This is a genomic window from Slackia equolifaciens (assembly GCF_003725995.1).
Lineage (GTDB): Bacteria > Actinomycetota > Coriobacteriia > Coriobacteriales > Eggerthellaceae > Slackia > Slackia equolifaciens.
The window spans coordinates 35916-58027 of record NZ_QIBX01000021.1; the positions used below are offsets into that span (position 1 = coordinate 35916).

Annotated in this window: 11 protein-coding genes, 1 tRNA gene and 1 rRNA gene; 7 read left to right on the forward strand and 6 right to left on the reverse strand. The window is 60.6% G+C overall.

Annotated features, from left to right (window positions below):
• Positions 1-19 precede the first annotated feature (19 nt).
• The 4 genes from DMP06_RS09910 to rplT all read left to right on the forward strand — a co-directional run bounded on the left by DMP06_RS09910 (position 20) and on the right by rplT (position 2433).
• A complete protein-coding gene (locus tag DMP06_RS09910; protein ID WP_123209582.1) occupies positions 20-994 on the forward strand; it encodes a hypothetical protein in 975 nt (324 codons plus the stop codon).
• A 257-nt stretch (positions 995-1251) separates the two neighbouring features.
• Positions 1252-1821: a translation initiation factor IF-3 gene (infC, locus tag DMP06_RS09915; RefSeq protein ID WP_245962476.1), complete on the forward strand. Its 570-nt coding sequence runs from the start codon at positions 1252-1254 to the stop codon at positions 1819-1821.
• A gap of 37 nt (positions 1822-1858) precedes the next feature.
• Complete coding sequence (gene rpmI, locus DMP06_RS09920; protein ID WP_123209583.1) at positions 1859-2056, forward strand: 50S ribosomal protein L35; 198 nt, start codon at positions 1859-1861, stop codon at positions 2054-2056.
• Positions 2057-2076: 20 nt separating this feature from the next.
• Positions 2077-2433, forward strand: coding sequence for a 50S ribosomal protein L20 (gene rplT / locus DMP06_RS09925; protein WP_123209584.1), 357 nt, complete (start codon positions 2077-2079; stop codon positions 2431-2433).
• A gap of 199 nt (positions 2434-2632) precedes the next feature.
• Here rplT and DMP06_RS09930 read toward each other — a convergent pair whose 3' ends face one another.
• The 6 genes from DMP06_RS09930 to DMP06_RS09955 all read right to left on the reverse strand — a co-directional run bounded on the left by DMP06_RS09930 (position 2633) and on the right by DMP06_RS09955 (position 16912).
• Positions 2633-7816, reverse strand: coding sequence for a class C sortase (locus DMP06_RS09930; RefSeq protein WP_220092563.1), 5184 nt, complete (start codon positions 7814-7816; stop codon positions 2633-2635).
• A gap of 62 nt (positions 7817-7878) precedes the next feature.
• On the reverse strand, positions 7879-9372 hold the full coding sequence (locus tag DMP06_RS09935) for a SpaH/EbpB family LPXTG-anchored major pilin (protein WP_161957902.1): 1494 nt from the start codon (positions 9370-9372) through the stop codon (positions 7879-7881).
• Between the two features lie 224 nt (positions 9373-9596).
• Complete coding sequence (locus DMP06_RS09940; protein WP_123209587.1) at positions 9597-13103, reverse strand: SpaA isopeptide-forming pilin-related protein; 3507 nt, start codon at positions 13101-13103, stop codon at positions 9597-9599.
• Between the two features lie 480 nt (positions 13104-13583).
• Positions 13584-13659 (reverse strand) — tRNA-Ala (locus tag DMP06_RS09945).
• Between the two features lie 90 nt (positions 13660-13749).
• Entirely contained in the window at positions 13750-14592 is an 843-nt protein-coding gene (locus DMP06_RS09950; RefSeq protein WP_123209588.1) for an Mrp/NBP35 family ATP-binding protein, read from the reverse strand.
• Positions 14593-14743: 151 nt separating this feature from the next.
• Positions 14744-16912, reverse strand: coding sequence for a transglycosylase domain-containing protein (locus tag DMP06_RS09955; RefSeq protein ID WP_245962477.1), 2169 nt, complete (start codon positions 16910-16912; stop codon positions 14744-14746).
• A gap of 177 nt (positions 16913-17089) precedes the next feature.
• Between DMP06_RS09955 and DMP06_RS09960 the strand changes: the two genes are divergently transcribed.
• The 3 genes from DMP06_RS09960 to DMP06_RS09970 form a co-directional block, all read left to right on the forward strand.
• Positions 17090-19624, forward strand: coding sequence for a U32 family peptidase (locus tag DMP06_RS09960; protein ID WP_245962478.1), 2535 nt, complete (start codon positions 17090-17092; stop codon positions 19622-19624).
• A 140-nt stretch (positions 19625-19764) separates the two neighbouring features.
• On the forward strand, positions 19765-20982 hold the full coding sequence (tyrS, locus tag DMP06_RS09965; RefSeq protein WP_123209590.1) for a tyrosine--tRNA ligase: 1218 nt from the start codon (positions 19765-19767) through the stop codon (positions 20980-20982).
• A gap of 756 nt (positions 20983-21738) precedes the next feature.
• Positions 21739-22112: ribosomal RNA gene (locus DMP06_RS09970) — 16S ribosomal RNA — on the forward strand; the annotation flags it as partial.

Genomic DNA, 22112 nt, shown 5'->3' on the forward strand with positions numbered 1-22112 from the left:
AAACGAAAGGCGGAAGCACATGGCTAAGCACGCAAAGCATGCAAAGCAGGCATCCGATATCGAAACCGAAGAGTCCATCATCGAGGTCGAGCCGACCGATGTGCAGCCCGGCGAGCCGGATGACGCCTTCGAGGTCATAGACGGCCCTTCTCTAGCTACGGGGCAGTCGCCTGATTTCGTCGCGCCGGCGGCGGATATGCACAAGCGCAAGTCGCGTCGCATGCGTATCGCGCTCATAATCGTGTCCGTGGTGTTGGTGGCACTCATCGGCGCGCTGATTTACTTTGCCTTCACTCTGATCAATGAGGCGAGCGACGTGGCCTATCAGACAGCATCGAGGAGCGACGCGCAAACCGAATCGCCCGCGGCGCTCGCGTCCGATGCGCAGGATGCGAGCGGCCAGGATCATGGCGACGTGCCCGCACTTGCGAGCCTGCTCGGCAAGACGACGGACGATGCGGTTGCGGAAGTGGGTCGCGGCGCAACCATCACCTCCGAGAAGGACATCACGGAGGAAACCGGCGAAGGCGACGATAAAAAGACCGAGGTTGTGGGCACGAGCGTGACCGTGGCGCTGGCGGATGAAACAACCGACAACAGCGGCAATACCCCCACGCTGTATCTCGATTGCGACAAGGATGGAGCCATCACGCGCGTGGGGTATTCCACCTCGGTGTCCTCGTTGAACTACGCCGATATGAGCTTTGCCGATATCGTGCAGGAGGGTCATATCATCGAGAATCTCCTTACGGATGCAGGCTTGCCCACCGACGACGGCTCGATCGAGATGCCTGCTGTGGAGGAGTATCGCACCTACGCCGACGACGGCACGACCATCGTGCAGGAGGCATATACCTTCTCGGGCACTTCGACGGCCACGGATGGTTCCGAGCATGACTGGACATGCCGTTTGTCCTACGATTACTCGGCGGCCAACGTGTCGGGCAATCTCGCCGACACCATCAAGCTCGTGCAGCTCTACATCAACGCCTAGACGGGCGTTCATGAGCATTAATGCCCATATGCTCGGCGGGCTGCGTCGTTTTTCAATTCGAAGACAAGAATTATGAAAAAAGCTTGCATGTGCGCGATAACGTGCTATTATTGGCAAGCTGTTTCAAGCGAAGGCGTTGTGGCCTTCCACCTGGTTCGGCGAAAGCTGATGGGTTTCGAGAATAAACGCACTGCGTAACCTCATGCCCTGCTGCTTTGCGCCGCAGGGCTTTTTTGTTGCAGCGAAACACACCGCTTATGCGGGATATGAAGGAGGTGGGCGCAATAGCAGCTCAGGAGCCAAGGCTCAACGACGATATTCGTACGCGCGAATGCCGTCTGATCGGCTACGACGGTACCCAGATGGGTATCTTCAATGCGCGTGAGGCCCTCAGAATCGCTGAAGGTCAGGGGATGGATCTTGTGGAGATCGCACCCAACGCGCAGCCGCCGGTCTGCCGCATTATGGACTACGGAAAGTTCAAGTACGAGCAGGCAATCAAGGCCAAACAGGCCCGCAAGAACCAGACCAAGGTCGAGATCAAGGAAATGAAGTTCCGCCCCAAAATCGATGTGGGCGACTACACCACCAAGAAGAAGCACGTGCTGCGCTTCCTCGAGGGCGGCGCCAAGGTCAAGATCACGATCATGTTCCGCGGCCGTGAGATGGCCCACCCCGAGCAGGGTCTTTCCATTCTCGAGCGTCTCGCCGACGACCTTAAGGATGTTGCCGTGATCGAGAACGCCCCCAAGATGGAGGGCCGCAACATGCACATGCTCATCGCCCCGCTGCCGGCCTCCAAGAAGGCGGCGGAGAAAAACGCCTAGAGCGTAAAACCGCAGGGAAGTAGAAAGGACATACGTCATGCCTAAGATGAAGACTCACAGCGGCAGCAAGAAGCGCTTCCGCGTTACGGGTTCCGGCAAGATCATGCGCGCCAAGGCCTTCAAGAGCCACATCAAGACCAAGAAGAGCCCCAAGCGCATCCGTAATTTCCGTCAGGAGACCACCATTTCTTCCGCCGACCGCAAGGTCGCCGCGCGTGGTCTGGGCCTTCGTTAATCAAGGAGTAGTGATAGAGAATGCCTCGTGTTAAGCGTGCAGTCAACGCCCACAAGAAGCGTCGTACCATCCTGAATCGTGCGAAGGGCTACTACGGCGCAAAGTCCCGTACCTATCGTGCGGCTAAAGAGCAGGTCCAGCACTCGCTGCAGTACCAGTACCGTGATCGTCGCAACAAGAAGCGCGAGATTCGCCGTCTGTGGATCACCCGTATCAACGCCGCCGCTCGCATCAACGGTATGTCTTACTCCGTGTTCATGAACGGCCTCAAGAAGGCCGGCGTGGAGCTCGATCGCAAGGTGCTCTCCGACATGGCCATCACCGATCCCGATGCTTTCGCTCAGCTCGCCGAGATCTCCAAGGCTGCCCTCAAGTAAGCATCCTTTCGGCATATGCGTTTGATAGACGGCCGCGCTTCGTGCGCGGCCGTTTTCGTATTGCTGGGTCGACTCGCATATTGCGGTCATGGCACGCATGCCGCAAAGCACCATGCTCGTTTCATATCCCTAACATGTGAGAATTGGCTTCATGGGTTGGCTTTGCGCACCCGTGGCACGTTCGTTCGCGCGGGGGACGTCATGAGTGCGCCCGTTTTTGCCATCGGCTCACGCCTGCATGCTTCACGAAGCCGCCTCTATCCTTCTGCAGCGCATGGATGAAAACCCCCGTCAGAAGGACAGTCGCTCCCAGCCCCATGAGTCCTGCGATTCCCGCGGCGCCCGTGATGGGCAGCGAAGGCTGCGCGACATTCGGTACTATCCATTCATCCTCCTTCGTTATGGCGAACGCGGGCGGTTCGCCTCCCTGCGAACCACGCACGGCCTCGACGTATGCCTGATGGGGAAGGAGCGGGTCGAGCGTGATGGACCATTGGCCGTCGGGAAGCCTGTAGCCTAGGGGCGCTTGCGTTTCTACGAGTCGATATATGCCGGGAGCAAGCCCGGAGAACTCGATATATGGATCCGAGGTCGCAGTGCCAATGCGCGTCCACCCCTCCATCTCGTTTTGCCCCACGGGCGTATCATCGGGCATGCCTTCGCCATCGTAGCGGTAGAGCTCAAACCGAGCACCGTTGAGCAGATGGGCGCCATCCGTCGTCGCCGTGCCCGTTGTCGCTTCTTCATGTATGCCCTCGGCATCGGCTTTGAGGAGCGTGAGCGACATCGATTCGATTCGCACCACGGTTGCTTCGTGATGGAGAACCTTCTTAGAGGACGCTCCCGTTGCGGATGTGACCGTGGAAGCGAGCCACGCCTGGTTGTAGGTTGCGCCTTGGGGAGCGGAAGGGCCATCGCCGTCGGGCGCCCTCATGCCCAGTATCGCAGCGAGCGACTCTCCTCCTTGCAGTTCGTAGGTGCCGCCCCCTCGGGCTTGCGAGCAATCGATTGCTACGGCGGTCACGTCACCCAGGGAATCCGGTTGAACGGTTGACCAGAGCGCGGTGTTGCTTAGGTCTCTGCTCGCACTGTCTTCCATATCGATCCCTCGTGTCGTGGAGTAGTATACAATGGGGTCGATTCCTCTCGATACGAGCGCACTCGTGTCTATGTATTCCAGCGTACCCTTCCACCCTGCCTGGTCGCCCTCGGGCGCGTAGCATTCTATGGCATCGAAAATGACGTTGTCGGTCGCCGTGGACCCCTCTTCAAGCGCCGTTCTAATGCGGTAGGCGTAGGGGGATCCAACGTAGACCTGCACTTCCTCGGTGGTTTCGCCCGCTGACACCCAGGCGGTATCCTCTGCCGCTTTGGCGGAAAGCTGCAGCCCGTATTCGGCGGAAGTGGGGAAGCTGATCGTGGGCGTCCTCTGCGCGTAGAGCCATCGGTGCTGAGACGAGGCGTCGCCGTCGAGGCCGGAGAGCAGCCGCCTCTCCTCGTCCGTCCATCCGCTCCCGATATCGTCCGGTGTTGAGTTCGGTTTGCCGTTCCAGGCGCCCATGTCTTCATTGCCGGATTCATAGGCGAAGCAGAACCGCGGCGAAGAGCCATAGTCGGCCATGGAGTCCCAGCTGTAGTATCCGCCGAACGACAGGAGGAAGCCGGAGACGTATGTGTCAAATCCGCCCGGACCGTGTGGCGAACTGTAGCCTTTGCTCCCGGGCGAGGCTTCCACGCTCACCTTGAGAAGCTCGCGTCCCGAGTCGCGCCAGTTGGGGAACGATTCGACAGAGGTCACCTCCGCAAGCGGGGAGTACTCGTTCGAGTTGTGCCGGACGCCTTCCTCGTCGACATACGACACGGGCCTGCGGTCCACCACCGCCCCTCCGTCAATGGGCAGCTTCCAGGGGTCGCAATACACCTGCCCTCCTGAAAGGCGCTCGGCGGCCCGGAGCGTCGAGGTGTCTGCCGTGAAGCCTGCCGGCAGAAGCAGGTAGAACGTCCCCGACGTTTCAGGAGGCTGCACGGAGGCGGGCAGCCCGTTCGAATCGTCCTCCCTGGTCCTGGTCGTGAACGACACCTCGGCTCGAACCGTGCCGAAGTCGACCTTCTTTCCCACCGTGTCGTTTTTCTGATCGAGAGCGTAGGCCGACATCCAGCCGCTCGGGTCCGCTCTGACGAAGTCTGCCCTCGCGGTGTCGTGGTACATGAGCGCGCCGTAGAAGGCTCGGTCGCGCTCTCCGAGGGCTTTGGCCTGCGGGCTGTCTTTCGACACGCCCTTGGGCTCGCCCTCGAAGCCGAGCAGCGTGCCCGCGTCGTCGTATGCGGCGAGCGTGTTAGCTCGGTAGAGGTAAAGGCTGTCCGATTGGGCGGCAAGCTCCCGTATGCGCTCGCTCGGAAGAACCTCCGATGCGATGGTCAGCCCGAATTGGGGGTCGCTGTGGCCGGGGTCCAGGTCCCCCACGCTCGCTGCCCAAGCATGCGTCTCGAAGCTCAGCTTCACTCCCGTAGTGCCCGGCGGCAGGGCGAGGTCGTAGCGCCGTTCGCCGTCGTACTCCGAGAGGAGGTCTCTGTCGTACCAGCTGTCCAGTGTGTCGGAAGGGTCGAACGCGCGAATCTCCACGCCCTCTGCGAGGGGCTCGATTCCGGTGGGGTCGAGGCGCCCGCTTGTCGTTTGGGTCCACCGAGCGGCGGGCATCCATGCGCCGTCATCGCCCGTCCTTGCCGATATGGTCACCTCAAGGGGGTCGATGGTGCCCTCGATGGGCTCGATTGTGTAGCCGCCCGACTTGTAGTCGGGTACGCCCTCATACAGCGTCACGGCGGCGGCGTTGATGTCGAGCACGTGCGTCATTTCATGCTCCCCCGCATCAAGCCGACCGTCGATGAACGCGAAGTCGTCGATGATTTCAACGGTGTAGGGGCGCTTACCGTAGCTTTCCGCCTTCGAGGGGTCGAGCCCCTCTCCGAGCGTTTCCCCGAAGCAGGATGCGTATGCCGAGCTCGTGTCGAGGGTGGTTGCCGAGCGCAGCCCCGATTCGAGCCGCTCAACTTGGCCCTGAGGGTAGTAATACGCGTTGGAATCGGCGAGCTTTGGTGCGCCTCGGTTCATCCTTAGGTCGAACCTGTTGCCGGGAGGCGCGTCGAAGCCCAGGGGCTGATAGGTGAACGAATGCGCGCCTTCGGCGGTCTGGATGTCGCGATAGTCGAGCGATTCGAGGGTGGCGCGAGCGGGAAAGGCGAGCTCGGTGCCTCCTTCGGCAGAGTCCAGCGCCGCCTTGTCGTAGCGCACGAGCGCGGCGAAGCTCGCGGTGAGCCCCTCGACGTTGAAGCTGAGGTCTTGGTGCGCTGCAGCATATACGTCGAGGTGTCCAATGCCGAGGTCCGCCTCGGCGGGCGCCTCGAACGTACAGGTGTCGGGGTCGAAGTCACCGCGGCTGTCATCGGGGGAGCCGAGTATCCACGCGTCGGTCATGCCGACGATTTCACCCCGATCAAGCCCGGTTGGCGCGAGCTCGAGGGAGAACGGCTGGTAGAGGTGGTCGAAGGTTGCGGTTGCCTTCCATGCCACGTAGAGGGCGTTAGCGTCGGCATCGGGCGCTTCGCCCCAGGAGGGCTGCCAGGAGTCGTATATGCCCGCAACCTCCACTTCCATCGATTCGAGCGCATTGTGCGTGGCTATCGTGGCTGGGCCGGTCTGTGATCTTCCGGCCCCTTGCGCTTCGGCGTAGAGGCGCACGGGGTCGCTCGTCAGCTCGGTGTAAACGGGATGGGGCAGCCCGTCGCGTTCGCAGCCGAACGCTTCGTGCCACGATGCGCTATAGATGTAGTTCACCTCGCAGACGAGCTTTGTGCCCGCGCCGATTCTGTCGGCGTTGACGATGACGAGCTCATGGGCGTCCTCATCATGGCGATACTGCCATCCATCGGCGGATTGCTGGGGGGCCTCGGGCACGCCGAGCTCGACTTTAAGCCCTGCTTTCAGGCGGGGTTCGTACGCGGAGCCGACAAGCTCGTAGACGGCTTCATAGGGTTCGCCGTCGCGAGCCATGAAGAGATGGTCGGGAATGCGCACCTCGACTTCGCCTGGCTCGTAGTCGGCCGAGCCGCTCGAGGTCCACTCGACGGTCGCGCCTACGACCAGGTCGCTCGCGTATGCGCTTCGGTAGCCGGTGAGGTCGATGCTCAGGCTGCCGTCGTCTCCTATCGTCATCATGTCGTCGCCCGTGTCGCGCCATGCGATAGATACGCTCTGCTCGTTCCCGGCGGCCGGAAGCGGGGGAACGGTCACGTCGGTCGAGGGGCTGAGGATGGCCGATGAGGGAGCGTGCGATTTGCTCGTCCGGGATGCGCGGGGGCCGTCGTCGGGCTCGGCACTGGCCTCGTCAGCATCTGAGGGGTGTGACGGGTTGGTCTCCGTCTGACAATCTTCTTGCACGGAGGCCTCCAAGCTTGAAAACTCCTGACCGGTCGCATCGGTGCTAGGGTTGCTTGAGGCCCATGCGGCGATGTGGCACAGGGGAGCAAGCGCGAGTGCGCCAAACGCGATGATTGCCAGGGCGATGGCCCCGGGACCCATGCCGCGGCGTTGGCTCCTTCCCTTTGAGACGCTCATGGTCCTCCTCCTTCTTTGCATCGTTCGCACCGTCAGCGCCATGGCCCCCGCAAGCATGACGGCGGCGAACAGCTTTGCGTGCGCATCGGGCGGCGTGCGCGTCTCGACAGATTCGAGGGGGCAGCGCTCCCCGGTAATCAGAAGCCGGTGAGTGTTCACGCCGTACGGCGTACAGGTGGCAAGCGTTACAAGGTCTTTGCCCGGAACGGCGGCGATGCTCTGCATGTCATCGGGTGCTATGACCTTGATTTCGATAATGCGGTAGGCAAGCTTCTTATTGAGCACGTGCAGGACAAACGTATCGCCATAATCAAGCTCGTCGAGCCGGGTGAACAGCTCCGCTTGCGGAAGGCCGCGGTGCCCCGTTATCACGGGGCGCAGCCCCGATCCTCCGATGGGTAGAGCTGTTTGCTCTAGATGGCCGGCGCCCTTGCGAAGCGCTTCCTCCGAGGTGCCGTGGTACACCGGCATCCGAAGGTCTATTTTTGGTATAGAGAGGGTGGCCATGACCCCGTTGCCCGAGGCGTCGAGTGTGGCTTCGTAGCCATCGGGCAGCATATAGCCGCTTCCCGGAACAAAAGGGTCGTGCACCGGGTCTCCCGTGAGCTCTTGGTTATATCGGCGGGCCTCGAGCCAAAGGCGCTCTGCTTTCTCGTCCGTCAGCGCGGCAACCGCCTGAGCGCTTGCTTCAATGGCCGCATCTTGGGCGAGTTGCGCGAGGGCGTTGCTCATCGGGGGATACGCCAGAAGGCCCGCTCCAACCGCCATAAGCAGCATCGATGCCGCGCTAAGCCATCTTCTCCTACCTCTCGCGCGCGCATGGAATTCGATCAACGGTTCTCGTTCTTGCTGCGCTGTCGGGCGGCAACCCAGGCCACCGCCCCGCTTCCGGCGAGCGCGAGTCCTGCAACGACGATGATAGCGGCGCCCATGCCGCCCGTGACGGGCAGCGTGAACCCATGGGTATTCTGAACTTGGAGAAACACATACCCAGGCGTCTTGGATGCCCCGTCGGGCGCCCCGTCGCCGTCCTCGTCGGCTATGGTCGCCTTGAGTGGCGCGGCAAGTCGGAGGTATCCGTCGGGCGCCTTAGTTTCTATGAGGTAATATTCGCCGATTTCCAGCCCCTCCAGTTTCAGCGATCCGTCTTCTGCCACGACCACGGTGGTGCTACCGTCTTCGCCTTGCGACGCAAGGTGGTAGACGCCGGAGGTCTCCTTGACGAATGTGAGAGGGTCCGACCCGTCAGCCGATCGGGAGATGTTGAATTCCGCGCCGCCGAGGGGCGTCTCTCCATCGCCGACTTTCAATATCTCTATGCCGTAGGTGATAACCTTTGCATCATCGGGGCTCTCAGTGTAGGAGGATTCTTCATAGGGGTCGTTCGCGTATCCCACGTATGCCGTGTTCACATTGGCATCGGGGCCGACTGTCGCCTCCCCGTTCAGTTCGGCTTCGTAGGTCACGTGGATGCTTTCGAAGGATGAGATGCTCTCATAGTCGAAATTCATGCAGAATGTTGCGCCGGGGTGTGCATCCCCGTCCAGGCTGAAATGCGTTCCCTCTTCAAGCGCGGTCTCTTCCTGGCCGCTCACGCCGAAAACCTTGAGCGTCTCTTGCTTGAGGGTCAAGCCTGCGGGCAGCGTGTCGGATATTGCGTACGTAGTCGCTTGGGCGCTATCGGGGTACACCGGAACTGCGGCGGTGATGTCGAAGGTCAGGGTGTCGCCGATAGCGGCTGCGCCGGCTTCCTCGTTTTCCACGGTTTTGACGATGGGGACTTCGGATGCTTTGACGGTTATGGATGCGGGCTCAGGTGCCGTCCATGCGTTTTCGTCTTCGCTCCAGACGGGAACAATATTGACGGCGCTGGGGCGGTAGACGCTCATGCCGTTGTCGATGAGCACGACGTAACCGCCGAGCGGAAGACCGTCGATTGCTCCGTTTCCTGTGCACTGGCCGGCGGCATCGAGCGTTGCGTCGCCCGAGGAAAGGGCGGATGCGAGCGCTCCGTAAAACGAGCTCGCCTCGCTTGCGGGCCTTCTGTCCACGAGTTCGCCGGAATCGGAAATGCCTATATCGAACGCTTCTGTCACATTGCCATCGTCGTCGATATACGACGGGAAGCTCTGGCGCACCCATGTTTGGATTTGCGGTACCCAGGTGAACATGGGGTCGTCGGGCGCTAGGGTGTTCTCGTCATAATTGACTTCGATAGCGTGGTATGCGGTGATTTCGACGGAATCTTCCACTCCGGCAATCGAGATGCTTCCCGTTGCCGGGTCCGCCCAAGCGGGGCGTGCGGCGAGGAGCGCTGCCGCCAAGGCGAGGGTGCTTGCAAAAGTAAGCAAAAGGGCGATGAGGGCTGATCTGGGACAGTGCGTAGCTGTACTGCATGGTGAGTGCGGGATAGGGATGGACGATTGCCTGTTCATTCTGGTTCCTTTCTCGTTGCTGATGTTCGCTTGGCAAACGAAGGGCTAAATCGATGCGAATCGTGCGCCAGGAGGCTCTCGCGAAGCGGGCGAGGCATGCGTCTGCCGCACCCTTATTTAGAAAGGCGGAGGTTGGAGAGGCGCTCGACTTGAACCCGACGGCGCGAGTAGGCCGCTATCGCGGCGCCCCCTGCGGCGGCTATGCCGAATCCTGCGGCGACGCGCCACTTTCCATCGAACGTACGAGGGAGCGATTCGATTTTGCGATTGAAAACCACCACGGTTTGGACTTCGGTCGTGTCTTCGACGGTGAACTCCACTTCCTCTCCCGGGCTGAATCCTTCAGGGGCGGCGACCTCCTGCACGACGAACCGAGCGCCAACGGGTAGATGCGTAAAAAGCTGAGGCTGCTTGCCTGCAGCTGCCCACGTGTCCTCCGCGTCGTGGCTCGCCGGGAGGGCTATAGATTCCCCGTCTCCGCCGATGAGGCGAAACGCTCCACCGTTGAGTAGGGCCGATTGCTCCGCTGCAACACGCTCGCTTTCCTTGGCGGAATCGGACGATCCGGTCATCTGTTCCCATGCGTCGGCATCGGCTTTGTAAATCGCGACTTTGGTGAAATCGTTCGTCACCTCTATGACCGAGGCTGTTTCCAGATGACCGTCCAGCCCTTCCGCCTCGTAGGCCTTCCTGCTCGTGTGCCATGTGCCGTCTGGTGAAAGGTAGCGCTCTGTTTCGGCATCGTTGAGCACATATCCCAGGTCGTTTCGTGCGGAGGTTTCACGAATCAGATAGGTGGCATCGTTTGCCAGATAGAGAAACCGCGCTTCGCCGCTTGCGTCGGTGCTCGTTACTGCAACAGGCTCGTGTTCTATCGACGGGGTTTCGCTTTCGGCGGCTTTCGCCTTAGATGCCTTCTCGTTTCCATCGATGGGCGTCTTGCTCGATTCCTCGTCCTCATCGCCTTCCTCGGTATCGTCCGGCTCCTTGGAACCTTCGGCGCTTTCTGGAGATTCGTCTTTGAGGAAAACGGAAAACTCGACGCCTTCTATGCCTTCACCTGTCTCGGCGTCGGTCTTTTTCACAATGAGTTCCGTAGGCGCCTCTTCGTACGCCACCTGCGTCTCCACCACGGGCGTCGTTCCATCGGCATAATCCAGCGTGACCGTATGCGTCGTCCCATCCAGCACGTATCCGCTCGGAGTTGCGATTTCTCGTATCTCATATACGACCGACCCTTCGCCGAGGGGAAGCCCCTCGATGCTCCAGGCCCCGTTCTCGTCCGTTATCGCAGTGCCCGCCACGTCTCCTGCTGTCAGGACGGCCTCGCCATCGGGCATGACCACATCGTAGGCTGCACGAACTTCATACGTGGCCCCCATCACGCCCTGTCCGTTCTCTCGGTCGGTCTTGAGACCCTTGATCGTCCCCGTGGCAGCCTCGTCGGCAAGGGTTATCTCGATGCCCCCTTCGCCCCAGTCGTGATGCTCGTCCACTACGAACTCAACCGCCTCGTTCGCAACAAGGTACGGCGGAACCGCTTTCGTTTCGCGGATGGCGTAGGTTCCCCAGTCGAGCTGTGCGGGGAACCAGATAAATCCGTCCTCATCGATCACGAACGATGAAACCGTCGTATTGTCGGGGTAGTGAACGTCGAATTCCATGCGCTGATATGTGCCGTCCTCTTCCTTGCGCAGGAGCTCCACGGTCGTTCCGGGCTTAAGGATTGGCAGCCCTGAGCGCTTATCTATCTTGCGAACGCATACCGGAGAGGTGATGCGCTTGTCCTCGAGCATGAGGAACACCTCCTGGCTTTGTGCTCGAATCTCGATGCCGCAGATCGGTTCGACGAGACGCAAGGCGGGGTCGGGGCACGCAGCTTCGATAAGGACGTACGTCCCGTACGGCAGGGCATGCTCGGGTGCGGCCACGCCGTTGTGCTCGCTCGGATTCCATCCACCCAGAAGGTCGCGGGTGTCGAAACGACCATCTTCATGCGATTCGATCGAGCCCATGTAGGCGCCCGATAGGGCAGTTCCATCCTCGTCCATAACCGGATTGCCCTGGGCGTCCACGATGGGCTTAACCTCGTAGCCGCGCGATGCGAGCCCCCCGTCGTCTTGGAGCCAAATGTCAAACACGCATCCCGCAAGGGGCGATTTCGCCGATTCGTCCTCGTCGCTTGGCTCTTCTTCGAACTTTCCGCCCACGATGTCGCCTCTTATCACCGTTTCGAGATGCGTGTCGAGCCGGATTGAGATTACGGGTTCATGGGCTTCCGAACTGAGATGTAGGTCATGCCAGCCATCCTCTTCCGAGGCGTCAAGCAGATAACCCCGGGGAGGCATGACTTCTCGAATGCGTGCCGTCCCAAGCGGCAGGCCTTTGAAAACTGCGGCCCAGCCATCAAGGGATTCAACCCAGGCGGTTTCTGCGCGATGCAGCGTGCCATTGGTGTCTTCGATTTCGTATACGGCTCCTTCGAGCGTCGCCCAGCCTTGTGCAAGGGGTCCCGTTTCGGCATCCTCTTTCACAACCACGACATCGACGACGCAGGGAACGTCTTTCAGAATCACTTCGCCGCCGGAGTCGCCCACTGTGAGGGATAGGGGCTCATCCCATGCGGTAAATCCTTTTGGCGGCTCGTCTTCGTTGATCCATACCGTATCGCCGGGGCTGAGCTCCACTGATGCATGTCCGTTCTTGTCGGTGGTGAACGTGGTTATAAGGCCGGAAAGCTCGCCGCCTTCGAACGAGCGGTATATGCTGAATGTGGCTCCCGAGAGCGCGTAGGCCGGATTGGCTCCGCTTTCACCAGAAACCGACGCATCCGCCGATTTCTTGCTGAGCAATACCTCTATCAGGTTGGTCAGGGGAACATGCAGCCAATAGCAATCCGCCGTTTTAGGCGTGATGCGCGAAATCATATTGCCGGGCGCCTTGCCCGCAATCACCCCATTGCCTTTCGAAGAGGAATGCCATGCTCGGTCTTCATTGGGGGAATCGCCCCAAAAGAACATGATGTGGTTGTCGGCGCCGTTCACGCCCCAATCGTTGGGTTCGGCCATGATGAGGTCGCCTTTCGATAGTTTGCCGCTTGCGAGGAGCGCCTCCTTCGATTCATACCGCGTGCGCATGGAAGCATGCTCGTCGAAGAAGTGGCGCCAGCGTGACAAGTTCGATTTATTGCCGAAGTCGTAGCCGGTCGCGTCGACGTAGGAGCCTATGATGTCGCAATCTGCACCGCAGGCCTCGAGCACGGCTACGACGAACCCTGTGCAGTTCATATACGACTCGCCGTTAGCCGCAGGCTTTCCGTTGGGGTGCCAGCAATCCCAATCGGCAAGCAGGGGAGAGAACTCGCCAGGTCCGATCGTTCCGTAAGGGGTCCCCAGATAGTACGAATCCGCTTCGTGGGATTCGAGCTCTTCGAGTGCGGATCGGGTGGCCCCTAGATATTGCTCGACGGTGGTGCGTGATGGCGCGGCAGAGGCGGGGGAGATTCCAAAGGCCGCATGGGGCAAAGTTGCCAAGGACCCGGCGGCGAATCCCCCGGCGACTCCCATGAACGCGCGACGCGATATGTTGGCGTGAGGGACGGGAAAGGTCGAGCTCATCATGGATGCCTCCGTTCGTGCCGCATGCGACCCAGCGCGTCGCATGCCCGCGCCGCCTTTTCTGGCGGGGCGGTGTTCGAATATCGGAATCCATGCTAGCCTCGAAACCTTGCCATTCTATGGTCTGAGAGCACCGCAAAACCTTGCCGGAATCTTGCCGGTTTTCGCTCGATGTTCGTGCAAAAACTTGTGGAAAGCGAGAGGCGTTTTGGACGGTTCTCTCGTTTTGGTTTCGTAAAACCTTGCATAGTTGATGGAATGCCGGAATTAAGGCAACAAAACAGCCTGCCGTTTCCGACAGGCTGTTGATTATGGTGGAGCTTAGGGGGATCGACAATCCGCTCCCTGCGGTCGCGTCTTGATACGTCGGGCTTCGCCCTCCTCATTCGACAGCCCAGTGGGCTGTCGAACCCCCGCGAGGGTTCGATCCTCTATGAGCTAAGGCAACAAAAAAGCCTGCCGTTTCCGGCAGGCTGTTGATTATGGTGGAGCTTAGGGGGATCGAACCCCTGACCTCATGGCTGCCAGCCATGCGCTCTCCCAGCTGAGCTAAAGCCCCGTAGGTGCTTCCCTCTCCCGAGGTGCGAGAAAGTATTATACAGGAGTCACGTCACGGGTCAAGAGGAAATTTAAAAATTTTTTTCTTGGGCTACAGCACCTCAATAATGGGGGCAAGCGCGCCCTTGGCGTCGTATGTCTCGATGGCTCCCGCGTCGACCGATGCCGCGAATGCGGGGTCGATGGGCAGGGTGGCGTAGGCAGGTATATCGTACTTCTTAGCAACCTCGGCGCCCTGGGGTTCGCCGAAGATATAGTGCTTCTTGCCGCATTCATCGCATTGGAAGTAAGCCATGTTTTCGACGAGGCCCAAAACCTCCACGTCCATATTGTGCGCGAGGTTGACCGCTTTGCCCACGATCATCGCCACGAGTTCCTGAGGGGCCGATACGGTCACGATGCCGTCTACGGGAATCTGCTGGAACACGGTCAAAAGCACGTCGCTCGTGCCGGGGGGCATGTCGATAAGCAGGTAGTCAAGCTCGCCCCAATTCACTTCGTTGAAGAACTGGCTCACCATGCCTGAAATGACAGGGCCGCGCCATGCAACAGGCATATCGCCTTGGGGGAGCAGGAGGTTGGTGGAGATCACCTTCACCCCGCCTTTGCTTTCGGCGGGGAAGATGCCGTTCTGATCGGCGTGGAGCGGGCCGGACACGCCGAACGCCTTGGGAATGGAGGGGCCGGTCACGTCGGCATCCATAATGCCCACCTTTTTGCCGGCGCGTGCAAGCTCGGACGCGATGAGGCAGGTGACGAGCGTCTTGCCTACGCCGCCTTTGCCGCTTACGATGCCGATAACCTTGCCGATCTTCGAGACCGCGTTAGGCGTGAGCTTGCTCGGTGCCGTTCGTTCTCCGCAGGTGGCGGAACAGCTGCCGCACTCGTGCGAGCACGTATCCGGCGTGGGTTGCGTTTCGTTCGTTTCGCTCATGGAATCCCCCTTCTGTATACGCGAAAGAAACCGTTAGTGTCGATTAAGGATGATAGCACTCACGGGGGCGAATACTTCCGCGTAAGCAAAAGAAAAGGCGCGCATCTCAACGATGCGCGCCTTTCAAGTCACAGTAGATGGGTCGTGGCGGCTAGCCGGTAGGATCTCCCGAGCCGGTGCCGGGGTCAACCGGATCGGTGGGCTCGGTAGGCGGATCGGGTTCAGGTTCAGGCTCGGGTTCGGGCTCGGGGTCAACCGGCTCGGTGGGCTGGTCTGGATCGGTGCCGGGATCGGTGGGCTGGTCGGTCGGCTCGTCGGGGTTGGTCGCAGGCTCGTCGGGCTGATTGGTCTCTTGCTCCTGCGACTCTTCTTCCTCGGTGCTCTTTTCGTCCTCTTCCTCGTCATCCTTGCTATTGCTGCCGTGGGAGCCCTTGTACGTGCTGTTGTATTCGGGGTCGGGTGCGGTCTGGAAGTCCTCGAGCGCCTGACCCTCCAGGCAATTGCTCACCAGGTCGCGCCAAATATCCTGGCACCACGTATCGGTATAGTAAGTGTCCTCGTTGTCGCGGTCGCCCGTCCATACCGCACAGGAGAGCTGCGGGGTATAGCCCACGAACCACAGGTCGTGCCAGTCGTTCGTGGTACCGGTCTTGCCGGCGGCAATCTGACCCGAGGGCAGCGCTGCGGCGGTGGCGGTGCCGATGGACTTGTAGATGACGCCCTCAAGCACCTGGGTGACCGCGTACGACGTCTCGGCGGAAAGAACCTGCTCGCCCTCCACGCCGGTGCTGTAGTCGGTACCTACGGTGTTGCCGTTCTTGTCGACAATCTTGATGATGGGCGTAGCTTGGCGGTAGGTGCCGCCCGTGGCGAAGGTGCCGTAGGCGCTTGCCATCTCGGTGGTATTGGCCTGCCCGACGCCGAGGGTGGTGGTGTTGACGGCGGGGAGTTTGGGCGTTCCGTTGATGTCTTTCTGGGTCAGGCCCAGGCGCTCTTGCATGGCGACGATGGAGGTGGGAGACACGCCCGATTCGGCTGAATCGGTGACCGACAGGCGAATGTAGCCGGTGTTGGAGGACACCGCGGTCATGTCGGCGATGCTCATCGTGCCGTAGTCGATGTTGCCGTAGTTGTTGATGTCCATGGTGCCGGCGCCGTTGGGGATGTTCACCGGCCCGCTGCAGTTCATCATGGTATTGGGATTAATGCCCTTTTCGATCGAATCCGCCAGGGTGAATGCCTTGGCGGTGGAGCCTATCTGACGGCCGTTCTCGCTTGTGGCGATGTTGAGCTGGTCCTCGTCGAAGCTGCGTCCGCCGATCATCGCCTTGATGAACCCGGTATTGGGGTCAACGAGCGTCAGCGCGAATTCCTGGTTCTCGCCCACGCCGCCGCTCTCGTATTGCCTCGCCACCGCCTCTTCGGCGTATTGCTGCATCGTGGGGTCGATGGTGGTCACGACGGTCAGGCCGCCCTCGAAAAGCTCCGAGGTGGAAAGGCCCCAACCGCCTTCGTCCTGAGACTTCAGCAGCAGATCGCGCACATAGGTGGTGAAGTACTTGTAGCGATAGATGCCGTTATTGGTTTCTTCCTCTTCGGTTTTCTCGCGCACGTTGAGGTCCTCGGCGATAGCGGCATCGTACTCCTCTTGCGTGATGACGCCGTTGGTGAGCATGCGCGAAAGCACCACGTTGCGGCGCTCCTTGCAGGCCTCAGGGTTGAGATAGGGGTCGTACATCGTGGGGGAGTTGGGAATGCCGATGAGCGTGGCGGCTTGTGCGATGGTCAGGTCGGTTGCGTCCACGCCGTAGTAGTTCTGCGCGGCGGCCTGAATGCCGTAGCATCCGTCGCCGTAATTGATGGTGTTCAGGTACATCAGCAGGATTTCTTCCTTGGAGTACTGCTTCTCCATCTCGACGGCAAGCTCGATCTCGCGCACCTTGCGCTTGAAGGAGATTTCGGTCGCCTCGTCGGAAAGCAGGGTGTTGCGCACCAGCTGCTGCGTGATGGTGGATGCGCCCTCCTGGCCGCCCGAGAGGTTCACGAACACCGCGCGGATGATGCCCTGCAGGTCGGCACCGTTGTGCTGATAGAAGCGCACGTCCTCGGTGGCGATGGTGCCGTTGACCACATAGGAGCTTATTTGGTCCAGGCTGGTGAGCGGCTCGCGCTGCTCGAGATAGAGCTCGGCGAGCACCGTGCCTTCGCCCGTCTCCTCGTTGTAGTCGGCGGCATAGATGGTAGATTGTTCGGACACCGTGAACGCGTTGGTGTCGTTAACGCTGGGCAGATCTTTGCACCATTCGTTAACGAGCGCCATAGCGCCTTGATAGCCGCCGAATATGGCCAGGCCAAGGCCCAGCAATACGACGAGTATTGTCCACTGTCCTGCGTGCGCGCGCGTCTCGCGCTGTTTTCTCCGTGTTTTCATGGATGGCACGATACCTGAAAGCGCTATTATTCGCAAAGCTTCGTTACGTGACGATAGGATTATTTCATGGCGAACCCACATACCTATAATGATATGAACGCTTCAGATGCTTCCGAGCCGGCGGGCGTCAACCCGTTTCGTTCGATCGAGCTGCTTGCGCCTGCGGGCAGGATGGCATGCCTGCATGCGGCCGTGTGCGCCGGCGCGAACGCCGTCTATCTGGGCTGCGAGGATTTCAACGCCCGACGCGGTGCGGACAACTTCACGCTCGATACGCTGCAGGAGGCATGCGACTATGCCCATCTGCGGGGCGTGCGCGTATACCTTACGCTCAATATCGCCGTCATGCCCGATGAGGCGAAAAGCGCGCTCGAGCTTGCGCGTCAAGCATACCGCCGCGGCGTAGATGCGTTCATCGTTCAAGATATCGGCGTTGCGGCGGAAATCGTGCGCACGCTCCCCGAGGCGCGCGTTCACATCTCCACTCAGATGAACACCCATAACGTCGATGGCGTCCGCGCAGCCGCGGCGCTGGGTGCGCGCCGGGTCACGCTCGCTCGCGAGCTCACGCTTGCCGAGGTGGCCGAGGCGGCACGGGAGGCGCATGCGCTCGGCCTTTCCGTTGAAACGTTCGGGCACGGCGCTCTGTGCGTGTGCTATTCGGGGCAGTGCTTCATGAGCTCGCTCATTGGCGGGCGTTCCGCCAATCGCGGGATGTGCGCCCAGGCGTGCCGCCTGCCTTACACGCTCCATAACGCCGCGGTCAAAAATGCCCTTTCCTCCGAGGGCGACCACCTGCTGTCGCCTAAAGACCTATGCACGATCGATATGCTGGCCGATCTCGCGCTCGCGGGCGTCGACAGCGTGAAGGTCGAGGGGCGCATGAAGTCGCCTGAATACGTGTCCACCGTAGTGGGTGTGTACCGCTCGGTGCTCGACCGTCTTGCTGCGGCGTATGACGCGGTTGCGGCATCGGGTGCGGCAGGGGAGGATGCGCTGCTTGCGGTGAAGAGGTCGGGCGAGGGCGCTACCGAGGAGGAGCGCCGCGCCCTCGCCGAGGCGTTCAGCCGCGGCTTCACCGAGGGCTATCTCAAGCGCCATCGCGGCAATGACATCATGAGCTACCGCCGTCCCAACAACCGCGGCGTGTTCGTGGGGCGCGTGGTGCGCGTCGACGGCCGCGAAGCCCGTATCGAGTCGTCGGTAGAGCTTCACGAGGGCGATGTGCTCGAATTCTGGACGAATAAGGGGCATTTTGCCGTAACCCTGGACGCGACGGTCGCAAAGAGGGGACGGGAGTATCGCCTGGACCCTGGCCGCAGGGTGGCCAAGGGCGACCGCGTGTTCCGCGTGCGCGACGCATCGCTCGCGTTTCAGGACGATCCTCTTGAACCCCGCGTTGGCGTGCAGGCAGCGGTGCGTCTGCATATCGGCGAGCCGTTGTCGATTACGGTGCAGGCGCGTGACGCATGCGTGCGCTTCGAAGGCGCCGCGGTGGAGGCTGCGCGTACAAAGGCGATAACCCCTGATGAGGTGCGTGAACATACAGACCGCCTGGGCAATACGCCGTTTAGGTTCGAATCTCTCCGCATCGAGCTCGATGAGGGGGTGGGCCTCGGGTTTTCTGCGCTCCATAAGGCTCGCGCCCAGGCGCTTTCGATGCTGCAGGATGCGCTGCTGAAGGGCACGCGCGCAAGGCCTCTGCCCAAGGCGGAGCAGAAGCGCCTTTCGCGTCAGCCGCGTTTCGGTTCGTGCCGCGTGATGGCGATTGCCGCCAATCCCGCTTGCGCCCGTGCCGCGAAACGTGCGGGGGCCGATGCGGTTTATGTGCCCGCGCTCAATCTCGTGCCTGGCGAGGCGTGCTCGGCGGGGCAGGTAAACGCTGCGACCGACGCAACGTCGTATCCCAAGGATCGTCTGGTCGTTCTGCCCGTGGTTGACAAGCCGTCCATGAACGCCGAGGCCGATTTCGACCCGTGGCGTTTCGTTGATGCCAAAAGCCCGGTTATGGTCGAATCGCTTGGCCAGCTCCATCGAGCGCTCAGCGAAGGCGACAAAGTGGAGGTGGGGCCGCACGTGCCCGTTACCAATGCGCTGACGCTTGCGGCGCTTGCCGAGGCGGGCGTATCGCGCGTCTGGCTTTCGCCGGAGCTTTCGCTCAAGCAGATAGAGGAGCTTGGCGGCACTTCTCCGATCCCCCTAGGGCTTACCGTGGCGGGATACCAGGAGCTCATGGTTACCGAGCACTGCCTGCTTATGAGCCAAGGGCCGTGCGATCAGCGCTGCAGCATGTGCGCACGACGCAAAAGCCCCCATTTCCTCGAAGATCGCAAAGGCTATCAGTTCCAGGTGGTGACCGATGCGTGCGGCAGGAGTCATCTCTACAATGCCGTACGCCTGGATGCCACCCACCTTGCCTGCGACCTCATCGCCGCAGGCGTCTCTGCGTTCATGGTGGACACCACGCTCATGAACGTTCAGCAGGCGACCGAAGCGGTGTCGCGCGCCGTGCATGCGAGGGATATCGCGCTCAAGGGGGACAATCGTCTTCCCAAGATGGAGGGGTGCACCACGGGGCACCTGTTCCGAGGGGTGTCGTAGCCCCGGCCCGCCATCGCGGGCAAGTCGCAGGCATAATGTTTCCCGTGCGTGTCCGGCGCTCGACGTGCCTGACCGCGCGGCGCGTTTCTGATACTATAGGCACACTGCGCGCTTTGGCGCGTCCCTGGATACAGAAGGAGATGAGTCCGATAACCCCCGAAGAGCAACTTCATATCATCAAGTCCGGCATCGATACCGTCGTTCCCGAAAGCCTGCTGCTTGAGAAGCTCAAGCGCGGTGGAGAGCTCAACATCAAGCTCGGCGTCGACCCTACCGCACCTGACATCCACTTGGGCCACGCGGTGCCGCTGCGCAAGCTGCGCCAATTCCAAGACCTCGGCCATCGCGTCACGCTCATCATCGGCGACGGCACGGCGCTGATTGGCGACCCCTCGGGTCGCAACTCGACGCGTCCTCAGCTGACGCGCGAGCAGATTGCTGCGAATGCCCAGACGTATGTCGATCAGGCGTTCAAGGTTCTCGATCCGGAAAAAACCACGCTCCGCTACAACTCGGAGTGGATTCTGGATCTTAATATGGAAAGCCTCCTTAAGCTCATCAGCAATTTCACCGTGGCGCGCATCCTCGAGCGCGATGATTTCCACAAGCGCTACACGGGCGGTCTGCCCATCGCTTTGCATGAGTTCCTCTATCCTGTGATGCAGGCATATGACTCGGTGGTCATCAAGGCCGATGTGGAGATTGGTGGTTCCGATCAGCTGTTCAACCTGCTCGCCGGACGCGAGCTCATGGAAAAGATGGGGATGGAGCCCCAGGTCGCTCTCACTCTTCCTCTGCTCGAGGGCACCGATGGCGTGCAGAAGATGTCTAAGAGCTATGGCAACTACATCGGGCTCACCGATGCGCCCAATGATATGTTCGGCAAGGTGATGAGCATCCCCGACGAGCTGATGGTGAAATACTACCGCCTTGCCTCCACTGAGGATGTCGCTGCCATCGACGAGATCGAGCGCGGTCTTGCTGCCGACGAGCTGCACCCCAATAAGGTGAAGCGTGCCCTCGCGCGCAACATCGTAGCCGCGTATTACGACGAGGCTGCCGCCGAGGCCGCCGAGGCCGATTTCGATCTCAAGTTCAAGGAGCATGGTTTCCCTGAGGACGCCCCTACGTTCGCGGCCGATTTGACTCCGGGCGAGGATGGCACCGTGTATTTTGCCAAGCTGCTCGTTGACGCGGGCGTTGCTCCGAGCGTTTCCGAGGCTCGTCGCCTGATTGACGGCGGCGGCGTCAAGGTGAATGGCGAAGCTGTTGAGGCTAAGCGCTACAACGTTGCTCCTGATTTCCTCAAGGAGGCAAAGATTCAGGTGGGCAAGAAGAAATTCGTCCGTCTGGTGTAGAGCCTGCCGCCATTCGAACGATTCAGTTCAAGCTTTATATATACATATATATGCGCATGAAGAGGCGTCCCGAGTGGGCGCCTCTTTTCTTAAGTCAGATCTAATTCAGCTTGGGTGCAAAAGTTCCTACATCATGAAGGGAAGAAGACAGACATAGACCCTCGAGGACTGATTAAGACCATCGAAGCGTATCGCACCGTTGACCCTTCGGCCTGCTTCGGGATGCAGCGCATCTCATATGAAAGCATTCATGGCATGGTTGCTGGATTCAAGCACGAGAAGGGGCATTGTGGAGGCATCTTCACAATCAGGGATGCAAAGAGCCATCTAGATACTTATGGCGTCGACCTGCGATGGTGTAGTGCTGAAGGGTAGATGGGAACGCATTAAATCAAACAATTTACTCCGAATCGAAGAAAGTCGTTGCATAGGTCGTCATAGGTGCGTATAATACCGAACTCGTCGCAAGGGCAACAGCCCAGTAGCCGGCCCAAAGCGATCGGCGAAAGGCACCGGCGAGAACGAATCTTCAGATTCCTGAAAAAAGTTCTTGACACCGGGCGGGCGGCGAGGTAATATACTTCCTCGCGCCAGCAGCGAGCCTGCGACGCGAACCCGACCCGGGCGGAGCCCGGGGGCCGGGGGAACCTTGAGAACCGGATACTGTGGAGTGAGAGATATAAGCCAGGACGGAGCATACAGCTCCGGGGAACCCGGATCGATTCTTGAAACGTTGCCGGACGGAAGTCCGGACCTTCAACGGAGAGTTTGATCCTGGCTCAGGATGAACGCTGGCGGCGTGCCTAACACATGCAAGTCGAACGAGTAAGGCGCCTTCGGGCGCGCATAGAGTGGCGAACGGGTGAGTAACACGTGACCAACCTGCCCCCCGCCCCGGGACAACCGCCCGAAAGGGCGGCTAATACCGGGCGAACCGGAGAGGACGCATGCCCCCTCCGGCAAAGCGTATGCGGCGGGGGATGGGGTCGCGGCCCATCAGGTAGACGGCGGGGTGACGGCCCACCGTGCCTACAACGGGTAGCCGGGCTGAGAGGCCGATCGGCCACATTGGGACTGAGACACGGCCCAGACTCCTACGGGAGGCAGCAGTGGGGAATTTTGCGCAATGG